Origin of the sequence: Dolichospermum sp. DET69 (assembly GCA_017355425.1) — a bacterium.
In the GTDB taxonomy this organism is placed as follows: domain Bacteria; phylum Cyanobacteriota; class Cyanobacteriia; order Cyanobacteriales; family Nostocaceae; genus Dolichospermum.
Genome location: CP070233.1, coordinates 1,723,832 through 1,738,674 on the forward strand (window position 1 = coordinate 1,723,832; position 14,843 = coordinate 1,738,674).

The window sequence follows — 14,843 nt, forward strand, 5'->3', positions numbered from 1 at the left end:
CATTATTCTGTGAAGAATTAAGAATTAAACCGCCGTTTTAATGGAGGATTTTATGCAAGTTAAAATTGAGTTACCTGATGAGTTGGGAAAACAACTTTTGGAAATGCCTGATATGCAGCTATTAGTACAGAAAGCTGTGGAAAAAATATTATTAGAAGAACAAAGCAGACGAGCCACCCATGATTTATTAGTTGAACAGAGAGAATTGTTACACCAAACTAGCAATGATGAAATTTTGCCAATTACGCGATCTCTAGTTGGTATATTGAAAGGTTCTCATGTTGATGTAGCAGACTATAAAAAACATTTAGAGGAGAAGTATCTTTGAAAATTGTATTTGATACAAATATTGTTCTTGATATTTTGCTAGAGCGTGAGCCTTTCGTTAGTTTCTCTATTAATTTATTTAATGCTGTTGAGAAGCAAATTATTCAGGGTTATCTTTGTGCGACAACAATAACTACGATTGATTATTTATTAACTAAATCAATAGGAAAGCAGTCAGCCAAGGTTTCTATTAATAAATTGCTTAATTTATTTGCGATTGCAGAGGTTAATGATGTGATATTGAAAGCGGCGATAAATTCAGATTTTTCTGATTTTGAGGATGTTGTTTTATATCATTCAGGCATTTATGCGGGTGTTGATGGTTTTGTAACTCGAAATAGCAAGGATTTTAAAACTGCTAGTTTGCCTATTTATAGTCCAACTGAATTATTAAGAATTATTCAAGAAATAAAGGATAACTGACAGTATTTCATTACAACTTTTAGAGGATATCAAACATGACTAATTTACCAAAAGGATTAATTGTTTCCTGTCAAGCGCCTGTAAATTCTCCATTACATGATCCTTATATAATTGCTGCAATGGCACAAGCCGCAGTTAATAATGGGGCTGTAGCTGTGAGAATTGATACGCCCATTCATATCCAAGCTGTGCGGAAAAAAGTCCAAGTTCCGATTATTGGACTGTGGAAACAAATAATAACTGGTTCTGATGTTTACATTACACCACAGTTTCATCATGCTGTGGCTGTGGCTGAGGCAGGTGCAGATATTATTGCTATAGATGCTACTATTAGAAATCGTCCCTGTAATGAACAGTTAGCAGATATTATTACCCTAATTCATCAACAATTAAACAAGCCAGTTATGGCAGATGTAGATACTTATGAAGCTGCACAATTGGCGGTTAGTTTAGGTGTAGATATTGTAGGAACTACTTTATTTGGTTACACTGGGTCAACTCAAAAATTTTCTCCTCCGGGTTGGGAATTACTCACCCAAATCATCGAAAATCTTGATACTTTTGTGATTTGTGAAGGGGGTATTTCTTCCCCAGAAATGGCTAAAAAAGCCTTAGATTTAGGTGCTGATGCTGTTGTTGTTGGTGGAGCAATTACGGGAATTGATTTGTTAGTTAAAGCTTATGATTCGGCATTAAGTAAGCATAATTAATATAATATGGGCAGGCTAGAAGCCCACCCCACAATAAACAAAATTACTTTGGTGGATTACAAATTACCAATAATTGCTGTATTTATAGTCCAAGCATCTACCAGCAAGAGTAATAGAGTACAACAAAATAAAATCACATACATCCAAGGTTGTGCCAAAGGAAAGACATCTGTTGTATCAATTCCTGTTTTTGCTTGTACGTAATTTACAAACCTATTAAAACCAGCCATACGCATGGGGAGTAAATAGGCATTTCCGTCGTGACTGACGAAATAATACACTATCCCCCCTTGACCAGTCGTGCGGGGTTTTAAACTTTTGACATCTGACCAAGATAAAGACCAACCTTTGCGGAAAAAGCGGGGAACCCAAACTGAGTAAGTAATCTGAATTCCTTGGTTATCTACAATTACTCTTTCAGTCAACACCGCGTATAATCCCACAAAACCAATACTAATTCCTATCCATAATAATGCGGGTGGTGTGGGTGCTTTGGTAAATTCTGCCAAAAATGGTAAGGGGACTGTCAAAGCTACATATAGAGTTAACAGAGTAATTCTAATCAAGGGAGACAGTCGAAAGACAGAAGTTGAGATATCGGTGGAGTTTGCTGTCACGGCTCAATTTTTAGGTTTTTTCTTTCTTATTCTAAACGAAAATATTAAATGTAAATGAACCACGAAGGAACGAAGAACACGAAGGAAGATGGAAGAAGGAAGAAGATAGGTAATTTTATACTAGAAAGGGAGTATATCAGAAAGTTAGACTGATTTCATCTTTATTTCATCTAGGGTTGGCATCTTGAGAGATGAACAGTATTTAGCTAATAATAATAATGATGCTTACTTACTCTCCAGAACCAAAATTTAAAACTAGTTTACCATCATCACTTTTATTGGAAACGGTGACAGAAGCATTAGGGAATGTTCCCATTGTCCGATTAAATCGAATTCATCCAATTTGTCAACATCATCATTTATATTTAAAACTAGAATCTTGTAATCCTGGTGGTAGCATTAAAGAAAAAAATGCCGCTTATCTGGTAAATGAAGCCGAAAAACAAGGTTTATTGTTGCCCGGTGGTACGATTGTGGAATCTAGTTCTGGTAACTTTGGGATTGGGTTAGCAATTGTGGGTGCAACAAAGGGTTACAGAGTAATGATTGTCATTGATGCGAAAACTCCTGTAACCATGGGAAGAATGTTGACTGCTTATGGTGCAGAACTGGTAGAAGTTCCTTTGAGCGCGGCTGATGCTCAAGGTTCGATGCAGGTAGCAAGGATGGTAAAAGCTCAGGAATTAGCCGCAAATATCCCTGGTGGTTGGTATCCCTGTCAACATAAAAATCCTAGCAATACTGATGCTCACGCTTTGTGGACTGCGCGGGAGATTGAAACGGCTTTTGGTGGTGCGCCGGACGCTATTGCCATTGGAGTCAGTACGGCTGGACAATTAGGGGGTATTAGTCGCTACTTTAAAAAATATTATCCCCAAACTAGAATTATTGGTGTAGATGTGGCTGGATCGGCTATTTTTGGTACACCCAGACACCCCTATAAGATGACTGGACTGGGTTTATCCTTCGTTCCCCCCAATTTTGACCCACACATGGTAGATGCAGCTTACAGCATTAATGATAGTTTGGCGTTTTCCGTGTGTCACGCTTTGGCTAAACAGGAAGGAATGCTTTTAGGTGCTTCCACTGGTGCAATTGTCGCCGCCGCTTTAGCAGATGCCCAAAGATTTACTAAACCTCAAACTATGTTACTACTTAATCCTGACAGGGGAGATAGATATTTAGAAACAGTTTACAACACCGATTGGTTAACTGCACAAAATATTGACATCCTCCAAAATTCACATCTCACAGAAGCAATTGCTAACCTGCTACCTGTACCATTGAATATTGTCGGTAGGAGTCAAGAGTGAAATTACCAGAAAACCAATCTCAAGCAGTTAATTTAGGGACATTATGGCGGGAATTTCTGCCTTTATCCCTTAGTGATGTGACTATGGCTTGTGGTGATCCAATGCTGACCACTACATTAGCTTATCTTCCATCTGCTCAAATTAATATAGCAGCGGTAGGTATTGCTAAATCTTTAGCAATATTTTTTGAAAGTCCGATTATTATGATTTTGCACGCTGCTAATGCTTTAGCTGCTTCCGGCGATTCCCGGAAAGCATTATGGCGGTTTACATTATTAGTAGGTGGAGGACTGACTTTTTTACTCAGTTTATTGGGACTACCGATTATATTTAACTTTGTCGGTGTAAGTCTGTTGGGGATTCCACCCGCAATGTTAACTACAGTCAGTCAAGTATTATTACTTATGGGCGGTTGGCCATTTGCGATCGCTTGGCGGCGTTATTTTCAAGGATTATTAATTTATCATGGTCAGTCCCATGCTTTAGCTAAAGCTAGTATTTGCAGACTATTCACATTAGCAGTAGTTCTCACAGCCGGATTTTTATTACACATATCTGGTGGTATAGTTGCTGGATTTGGTCTGATGAGTGGTGTGATTGTTGAAGCAATAGTTGTCACAATTTTTGCCCGTCGTTCAGGTGCAACTTTACCACCGGAAATAGTCACACAACCTAATTTACCCAGCAATTTAGCACAGGTATGGAAATTCTATTTACCCTTAGCTAATTCTATGATGGTGGTATGGGGTGGTAGAACCATATTAATTAGTATTCTTGCCCGCGCTCAAGATGCTACAATTGCCATTGCTGCTTGGTCTGCGGCGTGGGGTTTGGTGCTAGTAATAGCCAATTCTACCCGCATGGTACAGCAAATGGTGATTAAATATCGTCATCAAGTCAGCGATAAGCAACTATTAATCTTTGCTGTAAGTGTAGGTGCAGCTTGTTCTACCTTACTATTATTGATGAGTGTAACACCCATAGGCGATCGCATCGTGCAAAGTTTTATCGGTAATGATCTTACCTTAGCCAACAGCATTAAACCAGTGCTTTTAATCTGTACAATTGTGCCGTTATTGGTATCTTTACAAAATGCAACTCAGGGTTTTTTAGTCAGCGAAAATCGTACAGGTCACGTCAATCTATCTACCTGGTTAGGAACTGGAACTTTATTAATAATTGCCAGTTTAGCTATTAATAAAGGCATGAATGGGGCAACTGCTGCCGCTATGGCTATGATTACATCTATGTTAGTGGAAATTATCTGTTTACTGGGGAAACGAGCGGCAAAATCAGCGTAAATATACTTCCATGATCAATCTGACTTTGTACTTCTAATTTGCCTTTGTGAGTTTGGGTAATAGCTAAAGCGATCGCTAAACCTAACCCCGAACCGCCACTATTTCGAGAACGATCTGTATTGACTCGATAAAAACGATCAAAAATGTGGGGAATATCATCAGCAGGAATACCAAAACCTGTATCTTTAATAGTTATTATACCCTGATGATCATTGGTTACGAGATTAATTTTAACTTCCCCATTAACGGGCGTATATTTAATACCATTGCTGACTAAATTTAATAATAACCGATAAATTTGATTTTCATTTCCTTGAATATAAAAACAAGCTTGATCAGGAATATGACTAGATAATAAAACTTGTGCAGTCATAGCCATTGGGATTAATTCTTCTTCTACATCTACAACTAAATCATTTAAACAAATTTCTTGCCATTTTTCTTGTTGTAATCCACTTTCTAACCTAGATAGTAATAATAAATCCTGGGTTAATGTGACTAATCTTCTGATTTGTCTTTCTAGTGCTTGTTTAGTTTCTTGTTGAATAGAATTTGTTTCAACAATTGTTTGTAAAGACGTAATAGGAGTTCTTAATTCATGTGCCGCATCAGCCGTAAATTTTTGTAATTGTGCATAAGATTTTTCAATTGGCCGCATAGCTAAACCTGCTAACCACCAACCCGCACTACCAATAATGATCATAGAACAGGGAACACCCAATCCTAATAACCAATGTAAACTATTCATATAATCATTTAATTGTTGTATAGATCGCCCTACTTGCAAATAGCCCCACAATTGACCATTTTTGATTTTCAAGGGCATTAAGTGTAAATGATATAGTTCACCATTGCGATTTTTGATATCATAAGAATAATGAAGGTTAATATTATCAGGAAATTCATCTGGATGATTACCAATTGCGGCAATTACTTCTCCTGATGGTGTTAAAAATCTCAGATAATATCCTTCTGCTAATAAACCCAGTAAATCTGACTCTGATTTGATTGGTAAACAACTTTGTTTTTTAAAACAAATTCCTGGTAAAGATTTTTGAGTGTTAATAGATAACTCTCCAGGAATTTTTAACTCTGATTTTAGTTGATCCTCAAATACCTTACCAAAAATTTCTAATTCTCGATCAATTGTGCGAGTAAAAGCTTTTACCATAACAAGATGAGCAATACAACCACATATTAATAAAGTTAAACCCATGACACCACCATAGGTAATTGCTAACCTTAAACGAGAATTATTGAAGAGTGAATTATTAGGTATCTTACCTATCTTCCTCTTTCTTTCCTTCGTGTCCTGTCCTGCGGAACGCTTCGCTAACGCGTCTTCGTGGTTCATTTAATTAGTAATTATGTAGAGTTAGAGTGCGTGAATAACAGCATTATTCACAAAAACGATAACCCAAACCGCGAATAGTTTCAATAGTTTTAGGATAACCACATTCTGATAATTTGCGTCTTAATAATCTCACTTGTGCAGCAACAACATTACTCACAGTATCACTTTCAAAATCCCACAGTCTGGCGCGAATTTGCTCATGGGTTAATATTTGTTGAGGATATTGCATAAAATATTCTAAAAGTTGAAATTCTTTAGCTGTGAGGATAATTGGTGGAGAATTTTCTAACTCTAAATTCACAACTGAAAAATTTCCATAATCTAACATTAAACCACCAACTTCTAATTGTGGTGGTTGAAAATTTGGTACTCTCCTTTGTAAGGCTCTTACCCTTGCTAATAATTCTTCCATACCAAAGGGTTTAACTAAATAATCATCTGCTCCCGCATCTAAACCAGTAACACGATCATTCATACTATCTCTAGCTGTTAATAGCATAACTGGTAATGAGTTTTTCCGCGCTCTTAATCTTTTACATAATTCCAATCCTGACAACGTTGGTAACATCCAATCTAAAATGGCAATTTCATATCTTGATGGTACTGTATTCAAATAATCCCAAGCCGTTTCTCCATCTTCAACTAAATCTACTATATAATCACGTTTAGTCAGAGCATTATGAATACTAATTCCTAAATCATGTTCATCTTCAACTAATAATAAACGCATTTTTTTTAATATGGAAATTAAATACAGCGGTTCTTTATTGAGTGAGGTACAAGAACCCCACCCCCAACCCCCTCCCCGCAAGCGAGGAGGGGGCTATGATATACCTCACAACAGCAGGAAGTGCTGTATTTGTAGTGGGCAATGCCCACCAAAAATCTAAAGTGGTTTCGAGTTATACCAAGTCTGATACCATTGTTCCATCTGCTTTATTTCCGCAGTTTGATTTTTAATAATAGACTTAGCTAAATTACGGATTTCTGGTTTGGTGGTTTTTTTAGCAATCATCTCTGACATCTTTACAGCACTTTGATGATGAGGAATCATCTGCCGGATAAATTCTTTGTCAAAATCTGGTGCATTTTTTAATGTTTCTAAATCCATATTCATGCACTTCATATTCCCATTCATGGGCATTTTCATCATGTCTGGATTCATTTTTTGACACATATTTTCCTGTCCTGACATCATGCCTTCATGAGTCATAGCTGTGGTAGGTACATCTTTTCTGTACCATTTTTTGTACCAAGTTTGCATTTGCTCTATTTCGCGTTTTTGGTCTTTTTTAATCGCAATTGCTAGATTCTTAATTTCTGGACGTTTAGCTTGATTTAATGCTAGATCAGCCATTTCTATAGCACTTTGATGATGGGGAACCATCATTTCTATAAAATGTTGATCTGTATGTCTCATCATCCCTTTTTGGGGAGGATTTGTTTTTGGAGATGGATGATGAGAATTGTGTTCAGAATTGGGAGTTTGTGCTTGTGTACTATTAATGATTAATAAGCCACTAACAGCACTACTACCAAGTAACCCAATTAACCCATAGATCAAATTTTTACTTTTCATGATTTCACCTTTTTGAGAGTATGAATATCTAATAAAAAACTTTATTAAACCTAACTATTGCAGTTACTTATTTAACTATAATTCTAGTTTTTCATGGAAATATGAAATCAAGATGAAATGGGCTGTGACCTTAATATTTCTTAATATTAGGTTTGAATTGTTAAAATATGGTTTTTTACTCCATTAATAGTAACCGCGAAGGTTCTAACTGCACATACCAAGGAAAAGGTTGATCTTGAATATTTACCCATTTTTCTTTATAAATTTCCCCTTGTAAGTGATAATCATGGGGATGATTGCCAGCAGAATGTAGTTTGAGAAATACCGTCATGCGGTGCGGTGTTTCACTGGTACGCACTAAATAACAGGGAAAGGTATTTACTTGATCAGGATCTTTGGTGAAAATTAAATGATGAGCGCGAATACCAACATGAGATAATTCTGAAGGAATTTTTTCTCTCACTTGCAGAGTACAACCCCAATCAATTGCTTCTATCTGCTGGGGAGATAAGGTATTAGCACGAGAAAAGTTTTTACAACCAGTAAGTTGAGCGACATTCATACTTGCAGGATGTTGAAAAATCTCATATTTAGAACCATGATGAGCTTCTTTTCCCTGTTCTAATACTAACAGATTGGGACATAGCCGATAGGCTTCTTCCATATTATGAGTCACAAACAAAGTTACACCGGAATAATCACAGAGAATTTCTGTAACTTGTTGTTCTAATTGACTGCGGAGATGTGTATCCAGTGCGGAAAATGGTTCATCTAAAAGTAATGCTTCTGGTTTGCTGGCCAAAGCCCTAGCTAATGCTACCCGTTGCTGTTGTCCCCCAGAAAGTTGATGCGGATAGCGATCGCCAAATCCTTGTAAGTGCATAGCTACTAATTGCTTTTCTACTTCCTCTTTAACATTTACAGATTTGGGTATACCAAAAGCGATATTTTCCGCTACAGTAATATGTGGAAATAAAGCATAGTTTTGGAATAAAAAACCAATTCGGCGTTGATGAATAGGCAGATTAATTTTCTTTTCTGAGTCAAACAACACCCGATTATTTAAAACTATTCGTCCTTTATTTGGTGTTTCTATTCCCGAAATACAACGCAAGATCATACTTTTTCCTGCCCCAGAACCTCCCAATAATCCCAATGGTTGATCATCAGTATTAAAGCCCACTTGTAAATGAAAATTAGCTAATCTTTTTTCAATATTTAAAAATAAGCCAGATGGACAGGAATCTATTAATAAACAAGAAGATTTATTTGCTAAATCTATTTGTCTGATTTTGGTCTTTGTTGATTTTGGTTTATATTTAACTTCTTGCCAAAAATTAGCTAGAATAATTCCTGAAAGGGAAATAATCATAATAGTAATTGACCAAAACCAAGCTTCATTAATTGCTCCAGCTTCCACAGCAAAATATATGGCCATGGGAATTGTTTGTGTTTGTCCAGGAATATTACCTGCTAACATTAAAGTTGCCCCAAATTCACCTAACGCCCGCGCAAATGCTAAGGTGGTGGCAGCTACAATTCCCGGAAATGCTAGGGGTAAACTAATCCGCCAAAAAATTGTCAATTCTTTAGCACCCAAAGTTCTCGCTACTCGCAGGAGATTGGCATCAATTTGACTAAAAGCTCCCAATGCAGTTTTGTACATTAATGGGAATGAAACTACTGTAGCAGCGATCGCCGCACCATACCAAGTAAAAACAATTGTCGTATCAAATCGTTCTAGCAGTTTACCAACTGGACCATTTTTGCCAAAAAATAGCAGTAATAAAAATCCCACCACAGTAGGTGGTAGAATCAACGGTGCAACGAATATTCCCTCAATTAAAGATTTACCTTTACCACGATATCCCAACATCCAATAAGCGGCAGATATACCCAAAAAGAAAGTGATAAACGTTGCCAATAAAGCTGTTTTCAACGATATCCAAAGAGGTGATAAATCAATTGCCATAGTTTTTTAGATAAATGGTATAAATCTGAATTTTCTATTTAACAATAACTAATTTATTCCTGCATTTGTAAATTATGCAGGAATATTAAAGCTGGAAAAAAGAATTTAATTCCACATATAGCTAAGGCAGAATAAACCCATATTTCTTGAATACAGCTTTAGCTTGATTACTAGATAAAAATTGAGAGAATTCTTTAGCAGCATTAATATTTTTGCTGCGTTTAACAACTGCTAAGGGATAAATAATAGGAGAGTGGTATTTTTCATCGGCTGTAACTACGACTTTTATCTGATTAGAGATTTTGGCATCAGTTATATAAACTAAACCTGCATCAGCATTCCCACTTTCTACAGATGCTAAAACTTGACGCACGTTATTAGCAAAAACCAGTTTTGATTTAACTTCTGTCCAAATTTTCAGCTTTTCTAATACTTGTTGCGCGTATTGTCCTGCGGGTACACTTCTCGGTTCACCAATAGCGATTTTTTTTACTTTTGCATCTTTGAGGCTATAGAAACTAGTGATACCCCCAACATTTTTAGGTACTACTAAAACTAGCCTGTTTTTAGCAATGATATTCCGAGTTCCTGCAACTAAAAGTCCTTTTTGTTCTAAAGCATCTACTTGTTTTTTAGCCGCAGAGATAAAAATATCCGCCGGCGCACCTTGTTCGATTTGTTGCTGTAATGCACCAGAAGATCCAAAGTTATAACTAATATTGACGTTGGATTTACTTTGTTGGTAGAGGGGTTTAATTTCTTCTAGTGCCTCTTTTAAACTAGCAGCGGCGGATACAAGTAAGCTGGTATTGGATTGTGCTACAACAGGGGAAGAAGTCAGGATTGGTAAGCCAATTGCTAGTAATAAAGTTGCTAATGCCGTAGTTATTAAAACTAGTAATTTTCTTCTTTTGATTGGCAAACTGGATTGAGAGAAATTTTTATTCATGGAATTGACACCAAGATTACTATAATCTTTACCAATAAAATTGGTAAATTATATTCAAAAATGAACCTATTTAAATGATTTACCTTAGATATGCTATTTAAATTGTATTTAAAGTTACTTTTAGCAAAAATATAGCTACCAACTTAATTGGTAGCTATTCTGCTCTAAAATTTTATAGGACTTCTACCTTTTTTCCTTACCCCCCAAAGAATAGGGAAAAGGAGAAATAATTTAAGTATGAAATATGACTGTAATCAAGGGTAGAAACGCCAATAGAAAAATATGCCAAGATTCCAATTGTGCTTCTGATATTGGTTCAGAGGGTGTTAATAAAGCTTCTATTCTTTGTTCCAAGCGATCGCCTGTACCCAAAGCAGCACAGCAAATATCTGATGTCATGGAGTTGTTACTAACTACCAAAAGCAAAGATTCTGCTAATACTAAAGGATCTACTTGAGATGCAGCGTAACTATCAGCCCGTAATTCTCGCAAAACTAACAATTCTTGCCATAAAGGTTCTGTATTTGGCAACCAAGCGGTGCAAGAACGCATCCAACCCAGCCAAAAAAACCAGAATGTATCCCTATAATGATAATGCCCTTGTTCGTGTGCTAAAACACTTTCTAGATGGACTGGAGAAAGGATTTGTAATAGTCCTTGACTAACGACTAACTCAGGTTGCCAAAAACCCATTTGTCCGGCAAATAAAGCCTCTGTTTGTAGAAGTCGGGCTTGTTTACCAGCTAGATTTATTTGGGGATATTCACGGGCAGATTTGATTGATTTCCAGCCCTGAAAAGCGAGTTTAATCCCTAAGATATTAAAAAATCCTAAGAAAATTAATGCTAGGAGATAGCTGGAAGAATCGGTATACATTCCGCCCATTTTTCCCTGTGTACCCATGCATACTACAGAGGTGACTGTCATGAATATGAGTAAGGGGGGAAAGAGGAATAAAAATAGTGTTTTTTGCCATCGTAAATGCCAATTTCCTTGGGGGATACTGCCAGAGAATCGTAACCAGCAAGCGATGGTTACAGCGGTAAAAATCATGAGTAGATGCATAATTCTATTTTTCTCCTCTAGCTTCCCGTGCGGCTTGAATGCGTTTAGCGATCGCACTTATTTGATCACTAGCCGCTTGATCTAAACTATCAGCAAATGCCGCAATTACATCAGGATTTCCTACTGCTAAAAAACGTTGTAGTTGATCATGTGCTTTAATCACATCTGCTTGTTGTTTAGTGAGCAAAGGCCGCCAATAAAAGGCTTTTCCCTGTTTATCACAAGCTAACCAACCTTTTTCCGTGAGCCGACGGAGAACGGTGGTAACGGAAGTATAAGCTAATTCGCGGTTAGGATCAGCAAGAATGCGATCATGGACATCTTTGACTGTTGCTGAACTCAGTTCCCAGACAATGCTGAGGATTTCGGCTTCTAGGGGACCGACGGACATTTGTTTGGGACGATAATCTGGTAAGGGAGCCATGTTGATGATTTAGGGGTGGTTATACTTTTATATTTTCGCATTTTTCTCACGCAAAGGCGCGAAGAGATTATAAAGTTGAAGAGGAGATGCTTTAAAAATAAGAATGTATTCTAGTGACAATCTTATTATCAGACATTAACGACCGAGAACAATGGCTAAAAGCCCATTCAAAATCATAGCTCATGCACACAGACACTATATTTTATCAAATCTTCCTCACCTTCCACACTCTGTTATTTGAACTTCTCGGACAACCAACAGAAAATGCTCAAGGTTATAATTTTACCTCCGTTGAAGTCAAAGAAAAAGCTTTTCGATTTGATGGTATTTTTATGCCTGATAGTTTGCAAAAGCCTATCTATTTTGTAGAAGTTCAATTTCAAAACAAACCAGAATTTTACTGGGAATTAATTACAGAAATAAACATTTATCTCAATCAATATAAACCCTCGCAAGATTGGCAAGCCATAGCTTTATTTGCTAAACGTAGTTTAGATGTAGAAGTATTAACTCCTTATCAACAAGAATTAGTTAATAGTGGTCGTATCAAACGCATTTATTTAGATGAAATCCCACCAGGTTCAATAGGTATGGGATTAATTGAATTAATTCTGAGTAAAGAAACTCAAGCTCCAGAATTAGTTCAAAACCTGATGCAAAGAACAAAAACAGAGATTACCAATTCTACAGAAAAACAAGGTATTATAGAGTTATTGGAAAGCGTTTTGGTATCGAAGTTTTCAAAATTAACCCGTCAGGAGATTGAAGCGATGTTTTTAGTAAGTGATATCAAACAAACTAGGGTATATCAAGAAGCAAAGCAGGAAGGTAAACAGGAAGGTAGACAAGAAGGTAGACAAGATGAAGCAATTAACTTACTGGTGCGAATATTATCCAAGCGATTTGGGAAATTGACCCATAGCTACATCGAAAATATCAACAAACTCACCATAGCGCAACTAGAAGACCTGGGAGAAGCATTATTAGATTTTGTGGATATTAACGACCTGGAACAATGGCTAAAAGCCCACACAGAATTATAGCTCATGCACACAGACACTATATTTTATCAAATCTTCCTCACCTTCCACACTCTGTTATTTGAACTTCTCGGACAACCAACAGAAAATGCTCAAGGTTATAATTTTACCTCCGTTGAAGTCAAAGAAAAAGCTTTTCGATTTGATGGTATTTTTATGCCTGATAGTTTGCAAAAGCCTATCTATTTTGTAGAAGTTCAATTTCAAAACAAACCAGAATTTTACTGGGAATTAATTACAGAAATAAACATTTATCTCAATCAATATAAACCTCAACAAGATTGGCAAGCCATAGCTTTATTTGCTAAAGGTAGTTTAGATGTAGAAGTATTAACTCCTTATCAACAGGAATTAGTTAATAGTGGTCGTATCAAACGCATTTATTTAGATGAAATCCCACCAGGTTCAATAGGTATGGGATTAATTGAATTAATTCTGAGTAAAGAAACTCAAGCTCCAGAATTAGTTCAAAACCTGATGCAAAGAACAAAAACAGAGATTACCAATTCTGCAGAAAAACAAGGTATTATAGAGTTATTGGAAAGCGTTTTGGTGTCGAAGTTTTCAAAATTAACTCGTCAGGAGATTGAAGCGATGTTTTTAGTAAGTGATATCAAACAAACTAGGGTATATCAAGAAGCAAAGCAGGAAGGTAAACAGGAAGGTAGACAAGAAGGTAGACAAGAAGGTAGACAAGAAGGTAGACAAGATGAAGCAATTAACTTACTGGTGCGAATATTATCCAAGCGATTTGGGAAATTGACCAATAGCTACATCGAAAATATCAACAAACTCACCATAGCGCAACTAGAAGACCTGGGAGAAGTATTATTAGATTTTGTGGATATTAACGACCTGGAACAATGGCTAAAAGCCCACACAGAATTATAGCTCATGCACACAGACACTATATTTTATCAAATCTTCCTCACCTTCCACACTCTGTTATTTGAACTTCTCGGACAACCAACAGAAAATGCTCAAGGTTATAATTTTACCTCCGTTGAAGTCAAAGAAAAAGCTTTTCGATTTGATGGTATTTTTATGCCTGATAGTTTGCAAAAGCCTATCTATTTTGTAGAAGTTCAATTTCAAAACAAACCAGAATTTTACTGGGAATTAATTACAGAAATAAACATTTATCTCAATCAATATAAACCTCAACAAGATTGGCAAGCCATAGCTTTATTTGCTAAAGGTAGTTTAGATGTAGAAGTATTAACTCCTTATCAACAAGAATTAGTTAATAGTGGTCGTATCAAACGCATTTATTTAGATGAAATCCCACCAGGTTCAATAGGTATGGGATTAATTGAATTAATTCTGAGTAAGGAAACAAAAGCTCCAGAATTAGTTCAAAACCTGATGCAAAGAACAAAAACAGAGATTGGTAACGACAGTGAAAGACAAGGTATTATAGATTTACTGGAAAGTGTTTTGGTGTCGAAGTTTTCAAAATTAACTCGTCAGGAGATTGAAGCGATGTTTTTAGTAAGTGATATCAAACAAACTAGGGTATATCAAGAAGCAAAGCAGGAAGGTAAACAGGAAGGTAGACAAGAAGGTAGACAAGAAGGTAGACAAGATGAAGCAATTAACTTACTGGTGCGAATATTATCCAAGCGATTTGGGAAATTGACCAATAGCTACATCGAAAATATCAACAAACTCACCATAGCGCAACTAGAAGACCTGGGAGAAGCATTATTAGATTTTGTGGATATTAACGACCTGGAACAATGGCTAAAAGCCCACACAGAATTATAGCT

16 protein-coding genes are annotated in these 14,843 nt (G+C 36.5%); 8 read left to right on the forward strand and 8 right to left on the reverse strand.

The genetic code is table 11. The annotated features are described in order from the left end of the window. Window positions 1-52: 52 nt before the first annotated feature. The 3 genes from EZY12_08165 to EZY12_08175 are packed head-to-tail and all read left to right on the forward strand — an operon-like array spanning window position 53 to window position 1,460. Window positions 53-328 carry a hypothetical protein gene (locus EZY12_08165; protein ID QSX69567.1) on the forward strand — a complete coding sequence of 92 codons (276 nt, stop codon included), beginning with the start codon at window positions 53-55 and terminating at the stop codon, window positions 326-328. Continuing rightward, a complete protein-coding gene (locus EZY12_08170; protein ID QSX69568.1) occupies window positions 325-750 on the forward strand; it encodes a PIN domain-containing protein in 426 nt (141 codons plus the stop codon). Before EZY12_08165 ends, EZY12_08170 begins: the two co-directional genes overlap by 4 nt. Window positions 751-785: 35 nt before the next feature. Next, window positions 786-1,460 (forward strand): N-acetylmannosamine-6-phosphate 2-epimerase, encoded by a 675-nt coding sequence (locus EZY12_08175; GenBank protein ID QSX69569.1) that lies wholly within the window; start codon window positions 786-788, stop codon window positions 1,458-1,460. Window positions 1,461-1,516: 56 nt separating this feature from the next. Here EZY12_08175 and EZY12_08180 read toward each other — a convergent pair whose 3' ends face one another. Continuing rightward, on the reverse strand, window positions 1,517-2,077 hold the full coding sequence (locus tag EZY12_08180) for a hypothetical protein (GenBank protein QSX69570.1): 561 nt from the start codon (window positions 2,075-2,077) through the stop codon (window positions 1,517-1,519). A gap of 221 nt (window positions 2,078-2,298) precedes the next feature. On the opposite strand from EZY12_08180, the gene EZY12_08185 reads away from it, so the two are divergent. Both EZY12_08185 and EZY12_08190 read left to right on the forward strand, forming a co-directional pair. Next, window positions 2,299-3,390 carry a cysteine synthase family protein gene (locus tag EZY12_08185; protein QSX70574.1) on the forward strand — a complete coding sequence of 364 codons (1,092 nt, stop codon included), beginning with the start codon at window positions 2,299-2,301 and terminating at the stop codon, window positions 3,388-3,390. Then, on the forward strand, window positions 3,387-4,691 hold the full coding sequence (locus tag EZY12_08190; GenBank protein QSX69571.1) for a hypothetical protein: 1,305 nt from the start codon (window positions 3,387-3,389) through the stop codon (window positions 4,689-4,691). The genes EZY12_08185 and EZY12_08190 overlap by 4 nt, the downstream gene beginning before the upstream one ends. Here EZY12_08190 and EZY12_08195 read toward each other — a convergent pair. The 7 genes from EZY12_08195 to EZY12_08225 all read right to left on the reverse strand — a co-directional run bounded on the left by EZY12_08195 (window position 4,651) and on the right by EZY12_08225 (window position 12,034). After that, the gene (locus tag EZY12_08195; protein QSX70575.1) at window positions 4,651-5,970 is read right to left on the reverse strand and encodes a two-component sensor histidine kinase; all 1,320 of its coding nucleotides are present in this window, start codon (window positions 5,968-5,970) and stop codon (window positions 4,651-4,653) included. The two genes, EZY12_08190 and EZY12_08195, sit on opposite strands and share 41 nt — an antisense overlap. A 118-nt stretch (window positions 5,971-6,088) precedes the next feature. Then, a complete protein-coding gene (locus EZY12_08200) occupies window positions 6,089-6,775 on the reverse strand; it encodes a response regulator transcription factor (protein QSX69572.1) in 687 nt (228 codons plus the stop codon). A gap of 156 nt (window positions 6,776-6,931) precedes the next feature. Beyond that, window positions 6,932-7,624 carry a DUF305 domain-containing protein gene (locus tag EZY12_08205; GenBank protein ID QSX69573.1) on the reverse strand — a complete coding sequence of 231 codons (693 nt, stop codon included), beginning with the start codon at window positions 7,622-7,624 and terminating at the stop codon, window positions 6,932-6,934. A 175-nt stretch (window positions 7,625-7,799) separates the two neighbouring features. Then, window positions 7,800-9,596, reverse strand: coding sequence for a molybdate ABC transporter permease subunit (modB, locus tag EZY12_08210; GenBank protein QSX69574.1), 1,797 nt, complete (start codon window positions 9,594-9,596; stop codon window positions 7,800-7,802). Window positions 9,597-9,717: 121 nt separating this feature from the next. Next, entirely contained in the window at window positions 9,718-10,512 is a 795-nt protein-coding gene (gene modA, locus EZY12_08215; GenBank protein QSX70576.1) for a molybdate ABC transporter substrate-binding protein, read from the reverse strand. 264 nt (window positions 10,513-10,776) lie between these two features. After that, the gene (locus tag EZY12_08220) at window positions 10,777-11,610 is read right to left on the reverse strand and encodes a M56 family metallopeptidase (GenBank protein QSX69575.1); all 834 of its coding nucleotides are present in this window, start codon (window positions 11,608-11,610) and stop codon (window positions 10,777-10,779) included. Between the two features lie 4 nt (window positions 11,611-11,614). Beyond that, window positions 11,615-12,034, reverse strand: coding sequence for a BlaI/MecI/CopY family transcriptional regulator (locus tag EZY12_08225; GenBank protein QSX69576.1), 420 nt, complete (start codon window positions 12,032-12,034; stop codon window positions 11,615-11,617). Window positions 12,035-12,216: 182 nt separating this feature from the next. Between EZY12_08225 and EZY12_08230 the strand changes: the two genes are divergently transcribed. Genes EZY12_08230 through EZY12_08240 form a run of 3 tightly spaced genes read left to right on the forward strand, consistent with a single transcriptional unit; the run spans window position 12,217 to window position 14,841 of the window. After that, window positions 12,217-13,077, forward strand: coding sequence for an Rpn family recombination-promoting nuclease/putative transposase (locus tag EZY12_08230; GenBank protein ID QSX69577.1), 861 nt, complete (start codon window positions 12,217-12,219; stop codon window positions 13,075-13,077). Window positions 13,078-13,080: 3 nt separating this feature from the next. Beyond that, a complete protein-coding gene (locus EZY12_08235) occupies window positions 13,081-13,965 on the forward strand; it encodes an Rpn family recombination-promoting nuclease/putative transposase (GenBank protein ID QSX69578.1) in 885 nt (294 codons plus the stop codon). Between the two features lie 3 nt (window positions 13,966-13,968). Next, the gene (locus EZY12_08240) at window positions 13,969-14,841 is read left to right on the forward strand and encodes an Rpn family recombination-promoting nuclease/putative transposase (GenBank protein QSX69579.1); all 873 of its coding nucleotides are present in this window, start codon (window positions 13,969-13,971) and stop codon (window positions 14,839-14,841) included. Window positions 14,842-14,843 lie beyond the last annotated feature (2 nt).

Bases quoted from the DNA above. Each gene is read 5' to 3' on its own strand.
- EZY12_08165 (QSX69567.1), top strand. From the start codon at position 53: ATGCAAGTTAAAATTGAGTTACCTGATGAGTTGGGAAAACAACTTTTG.
- EZY12_08175 (QSX69569.1), top strand. From the start codon at position 786: ATGACTAATTTACCAAAAGGATTAATTGTTTCCTGTCAAGCGCCTGTA.
- EZY12_08185 (QSX70574.1), top strand. From the start codon at position 2,299: ATGCTTACTTACTCTCCAGAACCAAAATTTAAAACTAGTTTACCATCA.
- EZY12_08200 (QSX69572.1), bottom strand. From the start codon at position 6,775: ATGCGTTTATTATTAGTTGAAGATGAACATGATTTAGGAATTAGTATT.
- EZY12_08205 (QSX69573.1), bottom strand. From the start codon at position 7,624: ATGAAAAGTAAAAATTTGATCTATGGGTTAATTGGGTTACTTGGTAGT.
- modB (QSX69574.1), bottom strand. From the start codon at position 9,596: ATGGCAATTGATTTATCACCTCTTTGGATATCGTTGAAAACAGCTTTA.
- EZY12_08220 (QSX69575.1), bottom strand. From the start codon at position 11,610: ATGCATCTACTCATGATTTTTACCGCTGTAACCATCGCTTGCTGGTTA.
- EZY12_08225 (QSX69576.1), bottom strand. From the start codon at position 12,034: ATGGCTCCCTTACCAGATTATCGTCCCAAACAAATGTCCGTCGGTCCC.
- EZY12_08230 (QSX69577.1), top strand. From the start codon at position 12,217: ATGCACACAGACACTATATTTTATCAAATCTTCCTCACCTTCCACACT.
- EZY12_08235 (QSX69578.1), top strand. From the start codon at position 13,081: ATGCACACAGACACTATATTTTATCAAATCTTCCTCACCTTCCACACT.
- EZY12_08240 (QSX69579.1), top strand. From the start codon at position 13,969: ATGCACACAGACACTATATTTTATCAAATCTTCCTCACCTTCCACACT.